Here is an 18,671-nt window from a genome sequence, read left to right as displayed (position 1 = left end):
ACGCGCCGCCGGCGGCGCGTCACGCCGTTGGCAAAGGCACGTTTCCAAGTCCGAAATTCCAAGAGGGCAAACCGCCAATAGACTCCGGTCAAGTCGGTCTGAACCTCAGATATTTCCGACTGCACGTCGCACTGCAATTAGCCGCTTCTCGTATGCGTCGCCGGTGAGCCTCTTTGCGTGCGCTGCCAAGAGTTGCGGACGAAGGATGTCGCGCAGTGCGTTGGTCAGCGGCGGACCGGGCAGGCGGCTCCAGTCAGTGTCCATCAGGATCGACCACTTTTCTTCATCTATCTCGCCCGGGGCCTCCCGCTGATCTACCCAACCCAATTGGGCCTCACATGGGCCTGAAATGCCATAGCGGAGACCAGGTCCGCCCTTGATGATGTTATCGATATCTTCCATCGTAGCCTCGCCGGCCGCGATCATGTGGAACCCCTCCCGCCACATCGCGGCTTGCAGGCGGTTGCCGATAAAACCCGGGATGGCATGCGCCAATACAACCGGTTGTTTGCCGATGCTGCGGTAGAATTCGACCGCAGCTTCAAGTCTTTCAGTCGGCATTTCAGGTGTGCCGACGATCTCCATTGCCGGGACCAGGTGCGGTGGGGAAAAAGGATGTGCTACGAGGAGGCGACCCGGATTGGGAATCCCTGCAGCGATATCTGCTGGCAAAAGTCCTGATGTGGAGGAGGCGATAATCGAATCGAGCGGCGCTAGACTGGCAATTTCCCGGACCAGCGCTCGTTTGAGATCTATCTGTTCCGGGGCATTTTCCTGAACGAGCTCTGCCTCGGCCACCGCCTCACCCAAACTGGCACAAAGTCGAAGGCGCGACCGTACAGTTGGCATTTGAAGCTCTCGCAATTGCGGCTCGTAGCGGTCGAGGGCGGCCAATAGACGATCCTGCCAACCCGTTGCCGGGTCCCATGCGGTCACCTCATGCGTGCCAGTAATGAACAATGCCGCCCAGCTCGCGCCTAGGGTCCCTGTGCCGATGCATGCGATACGCATAGATTACCTCATATCAATGGATCTGGAGAGATACTTCTCGAGTGGGCTGCGAGGAACCTGATGAACTTGAAGCGATGACAACATTAGGTGCCAACTGACTCAAGCGTCATCCGGCATATGGTTGTGATGTCGTAGATAGGGAGCCCTGTCATACGTCGGATTGCCGGCGTTATCGGCGGGAATCCAGTGCACGTGAACAGTAGCGCAGCGATGTCCGGATGTGCGACGCAGAGCCGCGCGACACAAGCTGCCACATCATTCTCGATGTCGGCGATATCGGTCGGTTGCGGCGGACGCATGCACGCGTTTTCCAACATCTTACCGCCTTCGATGCCGCCGATGACGATCCGATCCCGGTCGGCCTTATCACTGAGCCCAAGCAAATCATCTCGAAACACGCGTGAATCAGCTGTGACAACAGCGAGTTTGGTTTTTGGCGGCAGTTGGCGGAGCAGCGCCGGCACTAAGAGCAGACTGGACATTACTACCGGGACACTTACCGCTGCAGCCACCGCTGCTTGATGCCGAACAGCAGAGCCGCAGTCCGAGCTGATTACGACTGCGCCTCGCTCTACCAGCCTCCGAGCTGCTGTCACAAACGCAGGCTCGAGCGCAGGTTCGCCCTGCATCACAACATCCGCCCAGGCTCCCTCGACGGTTTCCGATATTACGGGAACGTCGAAAGTGGCTGAACTAAACAGCGATCCGGACGGCGGCGCCGGCCGCGTCACGCCGTCCGGCAAACCAGGTTCCAAGCCCAGAATTCCAAGGCAGCTTCCGGTTTGCGACGTCATTCCGGCCTCCATGAGGTGTTAGTCCGCTATCATCGTTCGTTGCATGGGATACGCGAGCGCGGTCAGCCGCGCTTTCTTACCCCGAGGATTGCCCGTGCCTCGGCAGGTGTGGCGATGCTGGCGCCCATGCGCTCGATGATCCCAACCGCATTGTCAACGAGCTCGGCATTGGATGCCAGCACCCCACGTCGGAGATAAATGTTATCTTCCAAACCTACCCGGACGTGTCCGCCCATAGCCACCAACTGCCCAACCATCGGCATCTCATCTGCACCACAGCCAAACCCACCCCAGACTGCCCCGGAAGGGAGAATCTCACGCATCGCCTGCACAGCGATCGGCACAGCGGGAGCACCATAACCTGTGCTGAGGCAAAATTGGAAAAGGGGCGGACCGTCAATTATGTTTTCGGAGATGAGTTTCTTAGCGATTTCAATGTGGCCTAGATCGAAGCATTCGAGCTCGGGCTTGACACCAGCCTCGCGCATAAGTGACGCCATCTCTCGCAGATCGGACATACGCGCAACAAAAATCCGCTCCCCAAAAGCCATCGTTCCGCAATCCAGGGTGCTCAGCTCTGGCTGAAGTTTGACGGCGTGGAGGCAGCGTCCAACAGCGTTCTTAAGTGTGCTCGACTTTCCGATTTTTGGGGGGTCCAAAGAATCAAGTTCAATTTCACCATCCATTCCACAGGTTAAGTTGATGATGACATCCGTTGCCGCGTCCCTAAGCTTCTTTACAACCTGTTCATAGAGCTCAATTCGGTTTGATGGGGCCCCCGTGTCAGGCTCACGGACGTGAATGTGAACAATCGCAGCCCCAGCCTTTGCAGCGTCCAGTGCAGCCTCCGCGATTTGCGATGGCGTCTTGGGGATATTTGGATGCTTCGCAAGAACCGCGGAACCCCCTCCGGTGACTGCACACGTGACAATGACTTTCCGCGACATTAGAACTCCTACTTCGGAATCGTCTTAATTGTTTATTCCGGCGCCATGCACTCGGTGGCGGCGACGAGTGGTCATGCTATCGAAAGGTGGGGGCGGCCGATCTTCTACCTGGCTAATTCTTCATGCGCCTCACGTGTTCGTCAAATATTGATTGTCGCCGCCGCCCATCTCGAAGCCAGATGACTGTGTGTGGCCGCTGGTCGGAGAGCTCGGTGTGGTGTCTCCCGCGCGACGAGGCGCGGTAGAGCATCTGAATGCGAGACAGTTCGAATCAATGAACCTTTGACATTCGCAGCACTCGCAGAGACTACGGTCCTACCTGTGAGCTTTTAATAGGTTATCCATTCGGTCGCGACCGGGAAAGGTGGGTCGTCAAAGCTTTAGCGATTCTCGGAGAACCAAATGCACATCCATAAGAATGCCCACCTGACGTTGCTGCGTCGAGAGGAGATGGCCCGAGACGTTGTTGAAGGCCGTCTTTCCAAAGCCCGTGTGGCGCGGACGTACGGGGTGACGTGGAAGGTGGTGACACGCTGGATGGAGCGTTCCGAGCCGCGGAACGCGCCGGCATGGTCGACTCTCCTCGAGGCCGAAGACAAGCCCCGAGGCGAACCGAGGCCTCGGCGGAGAATGCGATCGAGGCACTGCGCCGGCAGCGCCTGACCGGCAAGCACATCGCCAAGGAAACTGAGGTGTCCGAGACAACGGTGAGCCGGGTGCTGGCAGCGCCGGCCTGTCACGGCTAAAAGACGAGCCTCGCACATCGCTTTTGTCGGAGTCATGCCCGACCAGCGCAAAGAAAGCCCTGTCGCCTTCCTCGAGACTGCCGTCGCTTATTACGCAAACCCTTGCACCAAGCGCCTACCGTCGAAACACCCCATTACGCAGACCCTATCTCAAAAAGAGATGGGGCCGTTCGGGACATTATATTGGCAACACCTATTCTACTGAAACATACTATCTGGACAGAACGCACGGCATTCGCCCGCCATTTCTCAGCCCGCTGGCCACCAAGCACCGCCTCGCTAGAATCGACCGCAGATACGACTCCGTGATCAAAGACAATTTGCAACCGTTGAAAGTGCCATGTCTATGCGCTGGAGAACCCAGCTCTTCGTTTCCGCTCACGTTCCGCGCTTTGGGGAAACGGCTCATGAGCGGGGTGCAGATGGCATCATCCTAGACTTGCAAGACTCCTTCCCCCGGGGTCAGAAGGGCGGCGCACGGCGGCAGCTTCCTGAATCCGTGGCAAAGGTGGCGCGCAACATCTGTTTTGGTTCGCGTGAGTCATGCATCGACCGCCTTGGCGGCCGATCTCGATGCAGCCGTGATGTGTGGTGCGGCGCGCCTACGCGACCCTTGCCTTTGTCGGCAGCGAAAAGGCACCCAAAGGCACCCAAAGGCAAGGAGCGTGCGAAAATATCGCAGTGCAATAGCACTCACCCGCAATGAAGTAAAATTTGACCTAAGTCCAGGAGGACGGTATGATAAACTTTGAGTTGCGAAATAAAAAGGCTATTGTAACAGGAGCGGCTTCCGGTATCGGTCTTGCCACAGCGATAAAACTAGCAAGATCTGGCGCTAGTGTCGCAATAAATGACTTACGCACAAACGAAAAGCTGATCGTTGAAGTCGCCAAACTAAGGGACGAAGGTCTTGACGTTTATAGCGTGCCGGGAGATGTCAGCCAACCAGACTCCGCCGCACAAGTTGTCTCTTCTGCCTTGGAAGTGCTGGGCGGCCTTGATTATCTCGTCAACAATGCTGGAGCGCCAGGTACGAAATCGCCAATCCCTATAGATGATTTTGATGCTCTTACACCCGCCTTCTGGCAGAAGATGCTGGACGTTAATTTATTGAGTGCGTTCTGGATGACCAAAGCTGCCCGTACCGCTCTCATTGAGAGCCATGGCGCAGTGGTCAATACGGTATCCACAGGCGCATTCGCGTGTAACGGCACTAGCAGTACCGCGTATGCTTGCGCCAAGGCCGGGCTGGTTCAATTGACTAGGCATTTGGCCAAGGCTTTGGCCCCTCGGGTGAGGGTCAACGGTATTGCTCCCGGAGCGGTAAATTCTCCTTGGGAATGCTCATGGGGGGGGGACGCCGAGGAGAGTGCGCGAACCACTGTTCCGCTTCAGCGTATCGGTCAGCCTGAAGAGTATGCGGAACTCATAGTGTATCTCGCGGCAGGTGCGTCATACATGACCGCCCAGGTTGTAATAGCGGATGGTGGCGTATTCCTTTTAAGCTGAAGAATTGGAGGACTTAGTGCGGTCATCCCTCGATGTATATGCGGTTGACCCTTTTAATGAGCGATGCGAGTTGCACATGAACGGTCGGCAACTAATCCCGAACAGCCATGCCTTTCTTCCGAGCGCCAGACCACGCAACGCTTGACCGCCTCCAGCGCGATCGGCGAGATGGCCGCCGCCGTTCGTCCTCGACGGGCATTCTTCGCGATGTCGGCCAGTTCGAAGAACTGCCTCCTCGCGTGCGTCGAGCAAAGCGCCGGCGTAATCGGCGCCGGCTTGCGCGCCGGATCGTAGAGAGCGTTGAAGCCACTGTAGGCGTCGGCCTGAAGAATGCCGGTGAACCTTTGCAGATGCCGCGCCGGATGCTCGCCGCGGCGATCCCGCGAGGCGTAATAAACGACCGCCGGCGGCGAGGTCCCACCGAACGGCCGGTCGTCATGGACATAGCTCCATACTCGTCCGGTGATCGTCTTGCCCTTGGCCAGGATCGGCACCGTGGTGTCGTCGCCATGCAGCCGCTCGGCCGCCAGGACATGCGCCTCGATCAATCGGTAGAGCGGCATGGCCGCGAACACGCCGGCGCCAACCTGGTCGGCAAGCGTCGAGACGCCGAGATCGATGCCTTCGCATTTGAAGCGGGCGCTCTGGTGGTTCAACGGGATGTGCTGGCCGAACTTGTCGAACAGGATCGTCGCCAGAAGCTTCGGCCCGATGAAGCCGCGCGGCGTCGCATGGAACGGCGCCGTAATCGTTTCGCAGTCGCGGCAGGTGAACTTTTCGCGCACCGTTTGGATCACTTTCCACTGGCGCGGAATCACCTCCAACGTCTCGGTGACATCCTCGCCCAGTTTCGACGGCCTGCTCCCACCACTCACCCGACCGAAGTCGGACGCCAGCTTTCCTGAGGATTGCGCCAGTCAATTCCGGACAGAAGATAACCGAGCTGCGCCGCCGAGATCGTCACCGCGCCATCGGCCGGGCCTGGCCACAAAAACCGACCCCGCTCCAGCCGCTTCGTGAACAGGCACGCTCCCGGGCCGTCATGCCAGATCACCTTCAAAAGATCGCCCCGGCGACCGCGGAAGCAGAACAGATACCCGCTCAGCAGATCGCGCCGCAGAACCTCCTGAACCTGCAACGACAAGGACGGGAAGCCCTTCCTCATGTCGGTGTAGCCCGTGGCCAGCCATACCCGGACGCCAGTCGGAACCGGGATCATCGCAACGTCTCAAGCCCCCTGGACAATCCGCAGCAGCGTCGCAACATCAACATTGCGATCGACAATCACCCGGCGGCCGTTCGCACTGACGAACTCAAGACGGCCTTCGCCTGTCGCGGTCATGCCGCCATGAGGACCGATTTCGGGCACGACCAACGCCGGCACGAACCCGCTCCCGGACCCGCTGCCAAGCCGGTCCTCGCGATAGGCCTTGCGCCAAGAAAAAAGTTGCTGCCTGGAAAGGCCGTGCCGGCGAGCCGTCGCCGAGGCCAGACGAGGACCCGAAATGCTCTCCTCGACGATTCGAAGCTTAGCTTCCTCCGACCACCGACGCCGGCGACCCGTGTCAACAATCTCGAGGCGACTGATTGTGATGACTGTCAGTAAGGATATCCATACCGACAGTCAGCTACAGGCCGGACTTCTCCGCAAGGCGGCCCTCCTCGGAGGCGTACGCAGTTTGTGGGCGTCTAGCGTTCTGGCAAGCTCCTCGGCCAGTTGACGCTCGCAGCCGCGATTATTAGCCAGCGCCAGCAGTTCGACGCCAACTTACAAGTCGGCAGGTCAGCAGCTGCTCTGCGTCGAAAGCCCTTCGATATTCTGGCCGGGGGAAGAGCGCGCCCACGATTTAGTCAGCCTGATCGGCCGCCTCAACCCACTGACGACCGGTGTATCGCCCGGGCGCTCACGGTCTCGTGGGCATGGAAGCTTTCGCCACGTTCCGAGTTCTTTACCCGGATCATCACGCCTACCAACGGAGCCGGTGGACACTTCGAATCTGCCGCCTAACGTACACGCATCAAGGTGCCGCCAACACAGACTGACGAAGATCAGGTAACTTCATACTATTCTCGGTATGCCCATTCGGCGACTGACAATGCCCGGATCGAATTTACCACTGTCCGCCTCAACCCCGCGTCCAAGCTCGGCCATTACATCGGGCAGGAATGGTTCTACGCGGCGCGATAGCAGGTTGAAATTCAGGAAAAGCTGTTCAGCTGTCGACAGTAACGTTCCGTCGCCACGCACCATCGTTTGCGCGACATGGACTCGCTTTTCGTCAAGGTCGGCTATCCAAGTAGTTAGGAGCAAATTGTCGCCGCGCATCGCTTCTTTCTTGTAAGCGACCCGCGCTTCGGCGGTGACGAGGCCAGAGATCATCGAACGATCCGGACTTAGACGTATCGAAGCGTCGAGCCGTAAATCGGCAGCTTTACTGAACGCTGCCAGATAGTGCACCATATTCATGTGCCCATATCCGTCGATAAGATCGTCGGTCACCATTGTCGCGAATATTCGGGTCGCATCCATCAATTTGCTCGATCTCGTGTAATGTTAGAAGATTACAGTGCCGCCCTTATTGCTTGTTGACACGTCGCTGCTGCCGCCGAAAGAGCGCTCAAGCGACACATGACAGGGCCGGAAGTTGGCGGCGCCCGTCGCTTATGTTCCGCTCCGCTATATTCGTTCCACGCACATGGCGACGCCCATGCCGCCGCCGATGCAGAGCGTCGCGAGGCCTTTCTTGGCACTTCTGCGGCGCATCTCGTAGACCAGCGTGTTGAAGACGCGGGCGCCTGAGGCGCCGATCGGATGGCCGATGGCGATGGCGCCGCCATTGACGTTGACGATCGACGGATCCCAGCCCATGTCCTTGTTGACGGCACAGGCCTGTGCGGCAAAGGCCTCGTTGGCCTCGACAAGATCGAGGTCGCCGACCGACCAGCCGGCCTTGGCCAGCGCTTTGCGCGAAGCCGGAATAGGCCCGGTGCCCATGATCTGCGGATCGACGCCGGCGGTGGCCCAGGACACGATGCGCGCCAGCGGAGTGATGCCGCGCCTGACGGCTTCCGCTTCGCTCATCAGCAGTGCGCCGGCGGCGCCGTCGTTGATGCCGGAGGCGTTGGCGGCGGTCACCGTGCCGTCCTTGTCGAAAGCCGGTTTCAGCTTGGTCATGGCGTCGATCGTGGCGCCGTGGCGGATGTACTCATCCTGGTCGACAATGGTGTCGCCCTTCTTGCCCTTGATGATGACGGCGACGATCTCGTCTTTGAACTTGCCGGCCTTCTGCGCAGCCTCGGCTTTGTTTTGCGAGGCAACGGCAAACTGGTCCTGGTCGTCACGGGTGATCTGGAACTGGCGAGCGACATTCTCGGCCGTGTTGCCCATGTGATAGCCATTGAAAGCGTCCCACAGCCCGTCCTTGATCATCGTGTCGATCATCTTGTAGTCGCCCATCTTGACGCCGGCGCGCAGATGCTCTGCGTGCGGCGACAGCGACATCGATTCCTGGCCGCCGGCGATGATCACCTTGGCATCGCCAGCTGCGATCTGCTGCATGCCGAGCGCGATGGCGCGCAGGCCCGAGCCGCAAACCTGATTGAGGCCCCAGGCGGTGGTCTCCTTGGGCAGGCCGGCATTGATCGAGGCCTGGCGGGCGGGGTTCTGGCCCTGAGCGGCGGTCAGCACCTGACCGAGGATGACCTCGTCGACCTCTGCGGCTTCGACACCGGCTCGCGACAAAAGTTCCTTGATGACGACAGCACCGAGTTCATGCGCCGTGGTGGCCGCGAAGGCACCGTTGAAGGAGCCGACGGCCGTGCGTGCGGCACTGGCGAGAACGATTGAAGTCTTGCTCATGATGGCTTCCCCTGTTTTCAGAACTGAGCCTTGGCTCCGGTGCCAAGCCTCAATTGACGATCGTTGCCTGGGTGGCATTGCGGAACTCACTGTCGGTGACGCCTTCTGCCAGTTCCACCAGCTTGAGCCCGCCCTCAACGACGTCGAGTACGCCAAGGTTGGTGATGATCCGATCGACCACGCGCTGACCGGTCAGCGGCAGGGTGCAGGCCTTCAGCACCTTGGACTCTCCGGCCTTGCTGGTGTGATCCATGACCACGACCACACGCTTTACGCCGGCAACCAGATCCATTGCACCGCCCATGCCTTTGACGAGCTTGCCCGGTATCATCCAATTCGCCAGATCGCCGTTTTCGGCAACCTCCATCGCGCCGAGGATCGCCATTGCGATTTTGCCACCGCGGATCATCGCGAAGCTCTGCGCCGAGTCGAAGAAGGCCGAATGCGGCAGTCCGGTCACCGTCTGCTTGCCGGCATTGATGAGATCGGCATCGACCTGATCGTCAGTCGGAAACGGCCCGATACCCAAAAGCCCGTTCTCCGATTGCAGCGTTACCCGAACCCCCTCGGGAATGTGATTGGCAACAAGAGTTGGAATGCCGATGCCGAGGTTGACATAGGTCCCATCTTCAAGTTCGCGGGCCGCACGCGCAGCCATCTGGTTTCGATCCCAGGCCATATCTTCCCTCCCCTTACGCTGCTACGCGCGTGGTGCGGTGTTCGATGCGCTTCTCGTGCTTGCCCTGGATCAGGCGGTGGACATAAATGCCAGGCAGGTGGACATGGTCGGGATCGAGGCTGCCGACGGGCACGATCTCCTCGACTTCGGCAATACAGATCCTGCCGCAGGTAGCAGCCGGCGGATTGAAGTTGCGCGCTGTCTTGCGGAACACGAGGTTGCCTGAGGCGTCTGCCTTCCAGCCTTTCACAATTGACAGGTCGGCGACGATGCCGGTCTCAAGCACATAGGTTTCCCCGTCGAAGACCTTGTGCTCCTTGCCCTCTGCCACGACGGTGCCCACGCCGGTTTTGGTGTAAAAGCCGGCGATGCCGGCACCACCGGCACGCATGCGCTCGGCCAGCGTCCCTTGCGGATTGAATTCGAGCTCCAGTTCCCCGCTCAGGTACTGGCGCATGAACTCGGCGTTCTCGCCGACATAAGAGGAGATCATCTTCTTGATCTGCTTGGTCTTGAGCAGCACGCCAAGCCCGCAATCATCGACGCCGCAGTTGTTCGACGCGATCGTCAGGTCCTTCGTACCCGCATCCCGTATCCCATCGATCAACAGCTCGGGAATGCCGCAAAGGCCAAAGCCACCAGCAGCGATTGTCATGCCGTCGTGGAGCACACCCTCCAACGCATTTGGTGCACTGGGAAAAACCTTATTCATCTTAGCCTTCGCTTTGCGATGCCCGCGCCTTTCGGCGGGACCTCATATTGCTGCAACTTTGCGGATTGCATAGGAAACGACTATTCGTAAGAATACGTAGTCATACGTGGAGGACTTACTATGCCAGGTTCGGCCAGAACGCGAGACCTAGGCAATCTTGATCGCATCGGCTTCCTGCATGCGCCGGACGCGACGCTGGTGCAAAAGCCGTCAGAGATGCGGTCGCTTGTCCGCCCATGGCTGCAATTGCTCAAATGCAGCGGATGCCTGCAGCACGCCAAGATCGTCGAAGCGTTTGCCGACGATTTGCAGGCCCACTGGCAAGCCATTCGGAGTGAACCCACAAGGCACGCTGGCGGCTGGATTCCATGACATATTGAACTGGTAAGTGAATTCGACCCAGCTCAATTCTTTCCAGGGATCTGTCACCTCAACCCCTGGCGTCAGCTTATCGACCGGAAAGGCCGCGACTGACGCGCAGGGCGTCAGCAGTAAATCCCAGTCTTGGAACCAGCGATGGATGTTTGCGACGTAGTCCATCTTCCGCCGGCGCATTTCCAAAAGGCGGGAGACGGGAATGTCCGCCGATTGCCTGATGCAAGCGACGAGCCCGGGGTCCATTTCCGCCTCCCATTTCGGAAGATAGCGGGCAAGGCCGGAGAGGCCCGCCGTCCAGAAGAAGCGGAACAGCTCCGGTCCATCTTTCGCCCAGGGGGTGCGGACCTCCTCGACTATGGCGCCAAGTTCCGCGAACCGCGCCGCAGCGGCCTTGACGAGTTCGGCGACCGCGGGCTCGACGCGAGCAATACCGAGGTCGGGGCTGTAGGCAATGCGCTTGCCTTTCACGCCATCGCGCAGCCGGTCGAGGTAATTGGCGGGCCCTGCCTCGAGAGAGGCATAGTCAAGAGGGTGAGGCCCTGCCATGATTTCAAGCATCAGCGCCCCGTCGGCAACGGTACGCGTCATCGGCCCGACGTGGGAAGTCATGTCACCTGCGGGGACAGGATAGTTCGGCACGCGCCCAAAGCTAGGCTTAAGTCCGAACACACCGCAGAAATGCGCCGGACAGCGGATCGATCCCCCTCCGTCACTGCCTTGGTGCAGCGGACCATAACCTGCCGCTGCCGCAGCGCCAGCGCCAGCAGAGGACGCGCCAGCGTTGTAGCCGAGCTTCCACGGGTTGCTGGTGATGCCTGTTAGTGGGCTGCGCGAGACGCCGGTCCAGCCAAACTCAGATACAGTAGTCTTTCCTAGGATTATCGCGCCTTCGTCTCTCAGGCGCGACACGAGCGGCGCATCCTCGGCCGGCTGATCGCCGCCAAAGATCTTACTGCCTTGCTGTGTCGGCATGTCTTTGGTGATCTGCAAGTCCTTGATCGTGACAGGCACACCGTGTAACCGGCCAATCCTTTCACCGCTTCCCAAAGCAGCTTCCGCCTTTTTCGCATCCTCCATCGCGCGATCTGCAGCAAGGTAAGCGAATGCGTTTATTCTTGGCTCCAGCTCAGCAATTCGGGCCAACAGCGCGCTCATGTACTCGACCGGCGAAACTTCTTTGGTGCGAATAAGCTCGGCTAGTTCGACGGCTGGCACAAAGCCGATGGTCTGAGAGTTCATGCGATCAGCCCTTGCGTTGTTGTTCTCCCGACACACCGGAGCCCTCCGCGACGAAAAAAATAACTGTCGGTCTGGGAGCGACAGTCCTTGAACAGGCGGCTTCGTTTTTCCTGAAGGCGGTTCGCTTCAGTGGCCCCGATCCTTACGAAGGAACGGCACGCCATGGAAGAGTCCTCCGTCCGCACCGGCAACGGTTTCAGCATCTTCTTAAAACTCGACGATAGCGTTGATCCGCGGATTAACCTTGGCACACAGCCCGTGCTTTTGAATTCTCAACCAGAACTAGGTCCACCGCGGCCGTTTCTCAAACGGCAGTGCATTGCACGAACAGTTGCTCCCGGCGTCGCCCGTAGTCAAATATTGTATTGAGATTTGATGCATCTGGAATTCAGATGAGAAGAGACTTTTAGATGCCATAATGGGCCGGCGCATAGGGGCCGCGATACGAGAACCTGAAGTGAGGTGCGAAGCGCCGATGCAGCCGAACCGTCACCTCGGATGAATCCGTCTTTCTCAGCACGCTTGAGCACTTCATCGATCCTGCTGTCCGGAAGCTCCATCTTCGTCGCTATCGAGCGCAGATCGGTGCGGTTGATTCTGAACAGGCCTCGTTCGGTCGTTCCGATTAGTTCGTTTTCATCGAGCTCCGTCTGAAGTTTTGTCGTCAGTCTGCCAAGCGCGCGCACCATCCTCACGCTCTCCTCTTCAAAGGGCTGCGCGAGCGACTCCAATCCCTGCAGCTTCTTTTCGGACGCCAAAATAACAGCCTGCCGCTGCTGCTCGAACGGGATCTCTGGTTGGCGGTGATGACAGTGGAATGGTCGACGTGAATGCCGCGCTCGGCCATCATCTCTCCCAAATCGCGCAGGCTGAGATTGTAGGCAAGATACCAGCGAACGCACAGCAGGATCACGGACCGACCAAATGGCGGCCTTTGAACATGACAAACTCCCGGAAAAAAGAGCAAGCGTCATGCAGCAAATGACCTTTCCGAAAAGTTTGCGACAGAACCCAAAATCCTGCCAACATGCCGGCGGCCACGCCGCCTGACGATCAGCCAACGAGCTGCAGCGAAAGCAGGCCATTACCCAGAATATAGTCGGCCGCCCCTTTGAGATCGGCACGGACTGACACCCTCACCCAAAGCGGGTCCCTAGCGACGAGAGCCCTTAGGATTTCTTCATGCCGATCGTTGCCACGCCATCCCGTGGTCTCGGAGTGCAGCAGATTGAAGTATGGCCCGACCTGGAGCCAAAGCGACTCGATCACGTTCATTAGCACCGATGAATCCGACATTGAGTAGATAGTGAAGTGAAAATCCTTGTTCAGTTTGAGATATTCCTGAACGTTGGCGACGTTGTGCGGCAAGCTTGTAACCTTGCACATTTGCACGTGAAGCGTCGTAAGACGCTCCAGAATCTCATTGGTGAGGAACGGAACGCTTGCCTCGGCGGCTGCCGATTCGATGAGAACTTTGGCCTTGGTGAGGTCTTTGTACCTATCTTCCGATAGTGTGGGCACACTCACGCGCCGGTTCGGAAGCAGCTCCAGGGCGCCGGTCGCTACGAGGCGGTTGACGGCTTCTCGTACCGGCATCGTGCTGGTACCCATTGCCGTCGCGATTGCCCTCAGCGGGACCCGCTGACCGGGAGCAAAGCGCCCGCTCATCAGCTCCTCTCGCAAGGAGGCGTAAACTTGCTCCGGAAGCGAGAGCTTACTTACCACCCCCATACCCTCGAAGGGTGTGTGCACGGATTGGGATCGCGCGTTCATTTAAGCCGTTCCTTCGAGTCGCCTTCGCAATTCGCCAGATCGATTCAATAGCGTTGTGATCACGGTCCTACAAGCTGCGTGCAGATGGTGGCTCAAAGAGTTGGACTTGTGATCAGCTGGCTTCGCACGTCCTGGCTGCCATACTCCCACCTGCGGTCGATGTTCATAGCCCGCCGCCGATCAAGTGTAACCGCTGTTCTCAGGCCACGGCCTTGAGTGGCGCGGGGGCATAGGCCCAGGGCAGCAGGTCGTCGAGCTGGCTTTGCGGATGGCGTGCGACGATGCGGGTGATGACGTCGGCGAGGTAGGCGTACGGGTCGACGCCGTTGAGTTTCGCGGTTTATGCCGACCGCCGAACTATGCCGAGCGCCTCTTCCGATCATGGCGGTATGAAGCGCTTTGCCCGCCATTTCGACCAAGAACCGGTCGTTGACACTCGGCATAGTTCTCATGCTCAAAGGGCGTTCAGGAACTCAAGAAGCCGGTCGTTTGGTCGAAATCGTTCGGCCTTTGCGCGTTCGTATGGCTTCAGCTTGGCAAGTGCGGATTCCTTCAGCTCAAGATGTGCGTGAAGATAGGTCAGCGTCGTTTCCATCGCCTCATGGCCCAGCCATAGGGCGATGACCGAACAATCGACGCCCGCCTGCAGCAGCTCCATGGCAGCGCTGTGACGGCTATGTCTTGGTCGACATAGGCGACACTCCCTCGCCATGAAGCTTCTTCAGTCCGGCGTGGACCTTTTGACGATCCAAGCCTGGCTCGGGCACGCACAGGTCGCCACGACCCACCGCTATGCCACAGCGGATGTCGAGATGATGCGCAATGGACTCGAGAAGGCGGGCATCGAGGGCAATTACGGGGCGCGCTTCCGGCCCACCGATGCCGTTCTGCAACTGCTGAACTCCATCTGAATATTATGTGGCGGAGGCAAGCTGGGTTTGGCCGGCCCGAAAGGGGTCAGGGCGGCTCCGCCACATAATCTCGCCCGACACATAAGAACGGATCGGCGCCCATCGTCTCGCGCACCAGCGCCGCCAGGCCCTCGGCCCCCTTGCGGAAGTCCACCGGCTTCGTCGCGACCATCACCTTGACCACACCCGTCGGCCCGATCACGACGGCGCCTTCAGCGCACGGATCACCGCCGCCACCGTCCTGGCGTCGGCGCCACGACCGACCCGCATGGCGACGCCGTCAATCTCCAGCTCTATCACGCCGGTTTCTCGCGCGGCCTTCCGCTTCCGTGTCGATCTCGCGCGCTTCCCCGCCGGTTCGGGCTCCTGTGCCGCGACCACCGCTGGAACAAACAACGGCTCTGGTGCTGGCGCATTCGCCAACGGCACCCGCGCGGACCGGCGCCAGGCGAACAGCTGCTGCGGGGACAATGCATGCCGCCGAGCCACCGCGCTCACGGTCTCGCCAGCATCGTAGCTTTCCGCCACGATCCGCGCCTTCTCCTCCGGCAACCATTCGCGCCGCCGTCCAGAACCCGTGAATATCTCAAGCCGTCGAACCGGCTCCTCGTCCCTGGACTTAAGCGTAAGCTCTGAAATCGTCCTGTGTCGAAGCCCTCAAAGGCTCCGAGCATCGTCGCTCACGACAACGCGCGAAAGGTGCCAACGGGACAGCGCTTACGATCAAGTATGACAGTGTTGTGTCCCGTGCTCCCCGGACTCGCAATCGAGTCCACAGAGCACGGCGCCTTGGGAGGCTTGGTTTAACTCATCTGGACTTCACACAGTCGACGCCCTGCCAAGCCGCGACCGATCAATAAGAACGCTCATCGTATTTGGCTGACAGCCTGCGGCTCGTCACGAAATCGACGGCTGCTGAAACTTCCGAAAGATAGTCGTCTACGACGGGCAGGTGAGCCGGGTTAACGCCCTGATGAATCCCCAGTGGTTCGCGCATGCGGCCACGGAACCACCCTCTCTTTTCGAGGCGATCGGCAACGGCCATGATGTCTATGGCCGGATCAGTGGCGACAAAGGTGACGAGATTTGCTTCACCTGTTGGTTCAAGGCAGACCAACCCCGGTATGTTGTTGATGCCTTGAACCAAACGCATTGTTGCATCCATAGTTTCTCGAGTTGCTTGTAAATAGCCTTCTTCGCCGAGATATTGCATCACAGCCCAAGCTGCGGCGATGGCTCCGCCTGGCTTTGTACCCATGAAGGTCGGCGTAACGTATGTTCCGCGCGGCCAGTCGCTGAACTCAAAGCGTTCGTACTTTTGCACTTGAGCGTCTCGATAGAGGACCAGGCTCGCGCCTTTCGCCCCATAACCAAACTTGTGAACGTCTGCTGACAGGCTGGTAACCCCCGGCACATTAAAATCCCATTCGGGAATTGGATAGCCGAGCTTCTTAGCAAAAGGTGAAATGAACCCGCCCCAGCACGCGTCGACATGGAGCCAGAGCTGACGCTTCTGAGCCAGCCGGCCCATATCAGCGATCGGATCAAAAACGCCGTACGGATAACAGGGGGCGGACCCATAGAGCATTATTGTATGTTCGTCTATCGCCTGCTCCAGCGCCGCGAGGTCGCCACGTCGCTCGGCGTCGAGGTCAACCCGTTTCACCGTGACATCGAGTATCTCGGCAGCCTTGCTTAGGCAAGGATGAGCTGTAAGCGGTGTGACGACGTTGTAGTGGCCAAATTTTTCCTCCCGCATCGCGCGCGCCTGATCTCGGGCGGTTTTGACCGCCTGAAAAACGCTCTCGGTGCCACCAGACGTGAAAGATGCCCCCGACCCGTCCGGTGCGTTGAATAGCTCCAGCCCGATCGCAAAGATGTCGTCGATCATGCGCGATAGGCTCGGAAAAGCCCTTCCGGCGCCCAGTCCGTTTTCGGACATGAACTCACAATAGGCCTCCTTTTGAACCCTCAGAGTTTCGTCGTTGAAAAAGTAGGTATAGGACGGCACGCGCCCTTCCCGCCATTTGAAGTCACCGTCCTTCAATTCCTCGAGCTTAACGCGCAGCGTGGGCCACTCGATGCCCTTTTTAGGCAACCCGCGCCGCTTGTGCTCAATGTTCGACATTCCATTCCTCGCAAATGATCTGGGGTGACTAAACCCAATTAGTATAATGTGATCACTTCTCTGGCAACAGAATTTGCTCCAGTCGGTCCATCGCCGGGCCTCAATTTGGCTGGAAACCGTTGCATTCCATAGTCTTAAAAAGGCTGGCCTCACCGATTGCCGTAGCGTTTTCGTTGGAATTGGGCCACAGAGCCCTTGCTACCGTCGAAACCATGTGATCACATTCTGAAAGTGAGGCTGCGTAAGTGATTTCGCGTGAATGCCACAACTGCCGATGGAGTGCGAGCGTATTCGAGGTATTGGTTGGCATCTTTCCCACCGTTTACGACGCAAACGCGGATGACAATACAATAGCCCCAGCATTCAGAGGCACGCCCATGAAGGTTCTCTGCGCCCAACTTCAGCATGAGACGAACACGTTCAACAGTCGAGCAACTACACTCGATCACTTCGCGAAATCGGGAATCCTGCGGGACGATGAGATCGCCAAGACGTTTCGTGGAACACATACGGATTGGGGTTGCCTATTCGAGAAGGCCGACGATTTTGGTTGGAGCCTGATCACGACGATTCACGCAAACGCTGTCCCCTCAGGTGTGGTGACGGACGAAACCTTTGAACAGCTTTGCGCACCTATCCTGGAAGCCGCTGAGAGCGGGAAGCCAGACGCTGCGTTTTTGATGCTGCACGGGTCAATGGTAGCGGCTTCCTTCGATGATTGCGAAGGGGAATTGCTTAACCGCTTGCGGGCTTTGTTGCCTGAAGGTGCACCGATCGTGGTGACGCTCGACCCACATGGCAATGTGTCACAAGCGATGGCCGCCGCGGCAAGCGCGTTGACCGCCTATCGAACGACACCCCACGTCGACCAGTACGAGACGACGCAGAGAGCTTGCGAGCTTTTGAAGGAGATCAGCGAAAAGCGCCTGCGCACTCGGATCGTCCTGGCACAGCCACCCACAATTGACGGGCTGGATCGCGGCCGCACGATCTCCGGATTTGGTCCGATGGTGGATATATTGCGCATGGCTGGTGCGGCCATGGAGCACGAGGCCGGCATCCTGACGATCAGCATCCAGGCTGGTTTCGTCTTTTCTGACGTTAAGAATGCCGGACCAAGCGTCGCGGTGACCGGGCTTGCCGAGGCGTCCGGCCTTGAATTGGTCGCCCAGCGACTCTCAAGTTTCATCTGGGCGACACGTGCGACAAAGACGATCGCCATGTTATCGATAGACGAGACAATCGCGGCGCTGAGGGCGGATCAAAACGGGCGCGCGCCGTTGCTGATTGGCGACTACACTGACAATCCGGGTGGCGGTGCAGCCGGCGATGGCACCGCGCTTCTCAAGGCGATGATCGATGCGGACATTCGCAACGTTGCCTTCTTTTCCATCGCGGACCCGATTGCTGTTCAGATTTGCTGGCAGGCGGGGGCCGGGGCCAAAGTTGAAATTCAACTTGGCGGTCGCGCTAATCCCGATCTTGGTGGCGGCCCAATCGGTATCCACTGCACAGTCGAAGCACTTTCTGACGGCCGCTATGTCCGCAAAGGCCCTTACTTCAACGGCGTCGAAGCCAACCTTGGACCAAGCGCGCTCGTCAACGTCAATGGGATCAAGGTCATTGTCTGCACCTATGCAAATCAGACAGAAGAGCGGGAGCAGTTTCGCATCTTCGGCATTGAGCCGGAGGCGTTCGATTATCTTGCCTGCAAGGCGATGAACCACTTTCGCGCCGATCTCGGCCCTATTTCTCGTGGTCTGATCTATGTCGACTCAGGGGGAATCTGTACACCGCACCTGTCGCGCCTCCCATACCAGCGCGTCAGGGGTCCGGTCTGGCCTCTTGATGAAGCTGCCAGCGTCAGCGGATCAGGCGAACTAGGGGACGTTGCACGGCACACAGCCACGAAAACGACATCGGGAGTGGGAAAAAGGTGGGGGTAAGAAATTTGACGTAGCGGAGTCCTTTTTCTGGAAAGGATG

15 protein-coding genes and 10 pseudogenes are annotated in these 18,671 nt (G+C 58.8%); 5 read left to right on the top strand and 20 right to left on the bottom strand.

Features of this window, described 5'->3' with window-relative positions; all coding sequences use genetic code 11:
• Nucleotides 1–105: 105 nt before the first annotated feature.
• The 3 genes from AC1D0N_RS29390 to AC1D0N_RS29380 form a co-directional block, all read right to left on the bottom strand.
• Nucleotides 106–1,011: a 3-hydroxyacyl-CoA dehydrogenase NAD-binding domain-containing protein gene (locus AC1D0N_RS29390; protein ID WP_477249851.1), complete on the bottom strand. Its 906-nt coding sequence runs from the start codon at nucleotides 1,009–1,011 to the stop codon at nucleotides 106–108.
• Between the two features lie 83 nt (nucleotides 1,012–1,094).
• Nucleotides 1,095–1,805, bottom strand: a complete 711-nt coding sequence (locus AC1D0N_RS29385; RefSeq protein WP_477249850.1) for an aspartate/glutamate racemase family protein — start codon at nucleotides 1,803–1,805, stop codon at nucleotides 1,095–1,097.
• 62 nt (nucleotides 1,806–1,867) lie between these two features.
• Nucleotides 1,868–2,752, bottom strand: coding sequence for a beta-keto acid cleavage family enzyme (locus AC1D0N_RS29380; RefSeq protein ID WP_477249849.1), 885 nt, complete (start codon nucleotides 2,750–2,752; stop codon nucleotides 1,868–1,870).
• Nucleotides 2,753–3,154: 402 nt separating this feature from the next.
• Between AC1D0N_RS29380 and AC1D0N_RS29375 the strand changes: the two are divergent.
• The 3 genes and pseudogenes from AC1D0N_RS29375 to AC1D0N_RS29365 form a co-directional block, all read left to right on the top strand.
• A pseudogene (locus AC1D0N_RS29375) lies at nucleotides 3,155–3,298 on the top strand (IS481 family transposase); the annotation flags it as partial.
• 89 nt (nucleotides 3,299–3,387) lie between these two features.
• Nucleotides 3,388–3,503, top strand: a pseudogene (locus AC1D0N_RS29370) (IS481 family transposase); the annotation flags it as partial.
• A 733-nt stretch (nucleotides 3,504–4,236) separates the two neighbouring features.
• Nucleotides 4,237–5,007, top strand: coding sequence for an SDR family NAD(P)-dependent oxidoreductase (locus AC1D0N_RS29365; RefSeq protein ID WP_477249847.1), 771 nt, complete (start codon nucleotides 4,237–4,239; stop codon nucleotides 5,005–5,007).
• Nucleotides 5,008–5,072: 65 nt separating this feature from the next.
• Here the strand turns inward: AC1D0N_RS29365 and tnpC are convergent.
• The 14 genes and pseudogenes from tnpC to AC1D0N_RS29295 form a co-directional block, all read right to left on the bottom strand.
• Nucleotides 5,073–5,876: pseudogene (gene tnpC, locus AC1D0N_RS29360) on the bottom strand (IS66 family transposase); the annotation flags it as partial.
• A 2-nt stretch (nucleotides 5,877–5,878) separates the two neighbouring features.
• Nucleotides 5,879–6,226 carry an IS66 family insertion sequence element accessory protein TnpB gene (gene tnpB / locus AC1D0N_RS29355; RefSeq protein ID WP_477249846.1) on the bottom strand — a complete coding sequence of 116 codons (348 nt, stop codon included), beginning with the start codon at nucleotides 6,224–6,226 and terminating at the stop codon, nucleotides 5,879–5,881.
• Nucleotides 6,223–6,619, bottom strand: a pseudogene (tnpA, locus tag AC1D0N_RS29350) (IS66-like element accessory protein TnpA). The gene tnpB (AC1D0N_RS29355) and the pseudogene tnpA (AC1D0N_RS29350) overlap by 4 nt, the downstream one beginning before the upstream one ends.
• Nucleotides 6,620–6,652: 33 nt before the next feature.
• Nucleotides 6,653–6,842: pseudogene (locus tag AC1D0N_RS29345) on the bottom strand (IS21 family transposase); the annotation flags it as partial.
• 224 nt (nucleotides 6,843–7,066) lie between these two features.
• Complete coding sequence (locus AC1D0N_RS29340; RefSeq protein ID WP_477249861.1) at nucleotides 7,067–7,537, bottom strand: thioesterase family protein; 471 nt, start codon at nucleotides 7,535–7,537, stop codon at nucleotides 7,067–7,069.
• Nucleotides 7,538–7,684: 147 nt separating this feature from the next.
• Nucleotides 7,685–8,866, bottom strand: coding sequence for an acetyl-CoA C-acetyltransferase (locus AC1D0N_RS29335; protein WP_477249844.1), 1,182 nt, complete (start codon nucleotides 8,864–8,866; stop codon nucleotides 7,685–7,687).
• A gap of 49 nt (nucleotides 8,867–8,915) precedes the next feature.
• A complete protein-coding gene (locus tag AC1D0N_RS29330; RefSeq protein ID WP_477249842.1) occupies nucleotides 8,916–9,545 on the bottom strand; it encodes a 3-oxoacid CoA-transferase subunit B in 630 nt (209 codons plus the stop codon).
• A 13-nt stretch (nucleotides 9,546–9,558) separates the two neighbouring features.
• Nucleotides 9,559–10,257: a CoA transferase subunit A gene (locus AC1D0N_RS29325; RefSeq protein ID WP_477249840.1), complete on the bottom strand. Its 699-nt coding sequence runs from the start codon at nucleotides 10,255–10,257 to the stop codon at nucleotides 9,559–9,561.
• 210 nt (nucleotides 10,258–10,467) lie between these two features.
• A complete protein-coding gene (locus AC1D0N_RS29320; RefSeq protein ID WP_477249839.1) occupies nucleotides 10,468–11,874 on the bottom strand; it encodes an amidase in 1,407 nt (468 codons plus the stop codon).
• 353 nt (nucleotides 11,875–12,227) lie between these two features.
• Complete coding sequence (locus AC1D0N_RS29315; protein WP_477249837.1) at nucleotides 12,228–12,632, bottom strand: hypothetical protein; 405 nt, start codon at nucleotides 12,630–12,632, stop codon at nucleotides 12,228–12,230.
• Nucleotides 12,633–12,682: 50 nt separating this feature from the next.
• Nucleotides 12,683–12,816 (bottom strand): annotated as a pseudogene (locus tag AC1D0N_RS29310) (IS6 family transposase); the annotation flags it as partial.
• Nucleotides 12,817–12,927: 111 nt separating this feature from the next.
• Nucleotides 12,928–13,647 carry a GntR family transcriptional regulator gene (locus AC1D0N_RS29305; RefSeq protein ID WP_477249835.1) on the bottom strand — a complete coding sequence of 240 codons (720 nt, stop codon included), beginning with the start codon at nucleotides 13,645–13,647 and terminating at the stop codon, nucleotides 12,928–12,930.
• A 199-nt stretch (nucleotides 13,648–13,846) separates the two neighbouring features.
• Nucleotides 13,847–13,987, bottom strand: a pseudogene (locus AC1D0N_RS29300) (transposase domain-containing protein); the annotation flags it as partial.
• 114 nt (nucleotides 13,988–14,101) lie between these two features.
• A pseudogene (locus AC1D0N_RS29295) lies at nucleotides 14,102–14,332 on the bottom strand (tyrosine-type recombinase/integrase); the annotation flags it as partial.
• 22 nt (nucleotides 14,333–14,354) lie between these two features.
• On the opposite strand from AC1D0N_RS29295, the pseudogene AC1D0N_RS29290 reads away from it, so the two are divergent.
• Nucleotides 14,355–14,558: pseudogene (locus tag AC1D0N_RS29290) on the top strand (tyrosine-type recombinase/integrase); the annotation flags it as partial.
• 85 nt (nucleotides 14,559–14,643) lie between these two features.
• Here the strand turns inward: AC1D0N_RS29290 and tnpB (AC1D0N_RS29285) are convergent.
• The 3 genes and pseudogenes from tnpB (AC1D0N_RS29285) to AC1D0N_RS29275 all read right to left on the bottom strand — a co-directional run.
• Nucleotides 14,644–14,730, bottom strand: a pseudogene (gene tnpB, locus AC1D0N_RS29285) (IS66 family insertion sequence element accessory protein TnpB); the annotation flags it as partial.
• 26 nt (nucleotides 14,731–14,756) lie between these two features.
• Entirely contained in the window at nucleotides 14,757–15,143 is a 387-nt protein-coding gene (gene tnpA, locus AC1D0N_RS29280) for an IS66-like element accessory protein TnpA (RefSeq protein WP_477249860.1), read from the bottom strand.
• Between the two features lie 268 nt (nucleotides 15,144–15,411).
• Nucleotides 15,412–16,686: a pyridoxal phosphate-dependent decarboxylase family protein gene (locus AC1D0N_RS29275; RefSeq protein ID WP_477249833.1), complete on the bottom strand. Its 1,275-nt coding sequence runs from the start codon at nucleotides 16,684–16,686 to the stop codon at nucleotides 15,412–15,414.
• Between the two features lie 377 nt (nucleotides 16,687–17,063).
• Between AC1D0N_RS29275 and AC1D0N_RS29270 the strand changes: the two genes are divergently transcribed.
• Nucleotides 17,064–18,632, top strand: a complete 1,569-nt coding sequence (locus AC1D0N_RS29270) for a M81 family metallopeptidase (RefSeq protein WP_477249831.1) — start codon at nucleotides 17,064–17,066, stop codon at nucleotides 18,630–18,632.
• Nucleotides 18,633–18,671: the final 39 nt, after the last annotated feature.

Source organism: Mesorhizobium sp. P2_E10 (genome assembly GCF_056404235.1).
The sequence above is the reverse complement of the archived record's forward strand: the minus strand, read 5'-3'. Positions and strand labels throughout refer to the sequence as shown.

Bases quoted from the DNA above. Each gene is read 5' to 3' on its own strand.
- tnpB (WP_477249846.1), bottom strand. From the start codon at position 6,226: ATGATCCCGGTTCCGACTGGCGTCCGGGTATGGCTGGCCACGGGCTAC.
- AC1D0N_RS29275 (WP_477249833.1), bottom strand. From the start codon at position 16,686: ATGTCGAACATTGAGCACAAGCGGCGCGGGTTGCCTAAAAAGGGCATC.
- AC1D0N_RS29270 (WP_477249831.1), top strand. From the start codon at position 17,064: ATGAAGGTTCTCTGCGCCCAACTTCAGCATGAGACGAACACGTTCAAC.
- AC1D0N_RS29325 (WP_477249840.1), bottom strand. From the start codon at position 10,257: ATGAATAAGGTTTTTCCCAGTGCACCAAATGCGTTGGAGGGTGTGCTC.
- AC1D0N_RS29335 (WP_477249844.1), bottom strand. From the start codon at position 8,866: ATGAGCAAGACTTCAATCGTTCTCGCCAGTGCCGCACGCACGGCCGTC.
- AC1D0N_RS29380 (WP_477249849.1), bottom strand. From the start codon at position 2,752: ATGTCGCGGAAAGTCATTGTCACGTGTGCAGTCACCGGAGGGGGTTCC.
- AC1D0N_RS29340 (WP_477249861.1), bottom strand. From the start codon at position 7,537: ATGGATGCGACCCGAATATTCGCGACAATGGTGACCGACGATCTTATC.
- AC1D0N_RS29320 (WP_477249839.1), bottom strand. From the start codon at position 11,874: ATGAACTCTCAGACCATCGGCTTTGTGCCAGCCGTCGAACTAGCCGAG.
- AC1D0N_RS29365 (WP_477249847.1), top strand. From the start codon at position 4,237: ATGATAAACTTTGAGTTGCGAAATAAAAAGGCTATTGTAACAGGAGCG.
- AC1D0N_RS29390 (WP_477249851.1), bottom strand. From the start codon at position 1,011: ATGCGTATCGCATGCATCGGCACAGGGACCCTAGGCGCGAGCTGGGCG.
- AC1D0N_RS29385 (WP_477249850.1), bottom strand. From the start codon at position 1,805: ATGACGTCGCAAACCGGAAGCTGCCTTGGAATTCTGGGCTTGGAACCT.
- AC1D0N_RS29330 (WP_477249842.1), bottom strand. From the start codon at position 9,545: ATGGCCTGGGATCGAAACCAGATGGCTGCGCGTGCGGCCCGCGAACTT.
- AC1D0N_RS29305 (WP_477249835.1), bottom strand. From the start codon at position 13,647: ATGAACGCGCGATCCCAATCCGTGCACACACCCTTCGAGGGTATGGGG.